Origin of the sequence: Actinoallomurus acaciae (genome assembly GCF_042429965.1) — a bacterium.
GTDB lineage: Bacteria > Actinomycetota > Actinomycetes > Streptosporangiales > Streptosporangiaceae > Actinoallomurus > Actinoallomurus acaciae.
The window spans coordinates 1-1,301 of record NZ_JBHLZP010001042.1 but is presented as its reverse complement, the minus strand read 5'-3'; the positions used below and the strand labels follow the sequence as shown (position 1 = coordinate 1,301).

General features: G+C 76.0%; 1 protein-coding gene and 1 pseudogene. Both read right to left on the bottom strand.

Going from position 1 to position 1,301, the window contains the following annotated elements:
* Window positions 1-560 (bottom strand): annotated as a pseudogene (locus tag ACFFNX_RS50260) (hypothetical protein); the annotation flags it as partial.
* A 127-nt stretch (window positions 561-687) separates the two neighbouring features.
* Window positions 688-1,301, bottom strand: a 614-nt coding sequence (locus ACFFNX_RS50255) for a sensor histidine kinase (protein WP_378213586.1), incomplete at its 5' end; no start/stop codon positions are given.

Genomic DNA, 1,301 nt, shown 5'->3' with positions numbered 1-1,301 from the left:
GTGGCGCTCGGGGAGGGCGTCGGCGTCGTCCGGGCCGTCGTCGCCGGCATCGGGGCCACCGAGGACGTCGCGGTGGCCTCCGCGGTCGCGCGGTCGGAGGCCGGCGGCGTCCGCGTGGGATGTACGGGCGCCACGACCGGGTGGACGGAGGTGCCCTGACCGGCCCGGCCGCGCACGGTGTTGGACAGCGGCTTGCCCGTGAACAGCTCGAACGCCGTGACGAGCCCCATCACGGCGAGAAAGACCCCGGTCGCCGCGCCGAGCACGATGTACCACTTCGGCCACGACCGTGCCTGCGCGGCGGCCCCGGGCGGCGGTCCGTCGTCCGCGCCGGCGCCGCCGACGCGGACCGGGATCTTCGCCGCGATCCGCGCCTTACCGCGGTCCAGGAAGTGCTGGTAGACGGTGGCGCCGACGGTGGACAGCACGCTGGCCGCCCCGGCCCCGATGAGGGTGCCGCCGACGCCGAAGTACGACGACGCCACCGTCGCCGTGATCGTGGCGGCGGCGCCGGCGATGAGTTGCGTGATGCTCAGGTCGAGTCCGTGCTGGCCCGGCATGCTCCCCCCAGTGCGGCCCGGCGTGTCCCAGGTCACCAGCCAACACCCGGCGGCTCGGGATCGGCCGCGGCTTGGCGCGGCCTTGACGCGGAGCTGCCCCGATGAGTGGAGTCCGGACAGGCCGGCCTCACGTCTCGGCCAGCCGGGGCAGGACGATGCGGAACGCCGTGCCCTCGCCCGGGGCGGTCCGCAGCTCGACGCGTCCCCGGTGCGCGGCGACCACGGAGTGGACGATGGCCAGGCCGAGCCCGGTCCCGCCGTCCCCGCTCCTGCTGCGCGAGGCATCGGCCCGGTAGAACCGCTCGAACACCAGGGACGCCTGCTCCGCGGTCAGCCCGGGTCCGTCGTCCTCGATCGTCAGAACCGCCTCCGTCCCCTCCGCGCCCACGATGACGCGGACCGGCGTGCCGGGGGGAGTGTGCCGTACGGCGTTGCCCACCAGGTTGCTCACGGCCTGGCGCAGCCGCGACTCGTCCCCCAGCACCGGCGCGGACGCCGGCGGCCCGCCGTCCGGCCCGGTGAGCTCGACCGGACGCGCGGAGTCCAGGGCGCGCAGGTCGTGCAGCGCGTCGGCGGCCAGCGTCCGCAGATCCATCGGCGCGGGGTGGAGGGGCAGGTCGTCGCTGCCGTGGTGGCCGTCGAGCCGCGCGAGGAGCAGGAGGTCCTCCACCAGCCGTGCCAGTCGCGCGGCCTCGCTCTCGATCCGGCGCATCGTCCGGTCGACGTCGTCGCCGGCGGGCA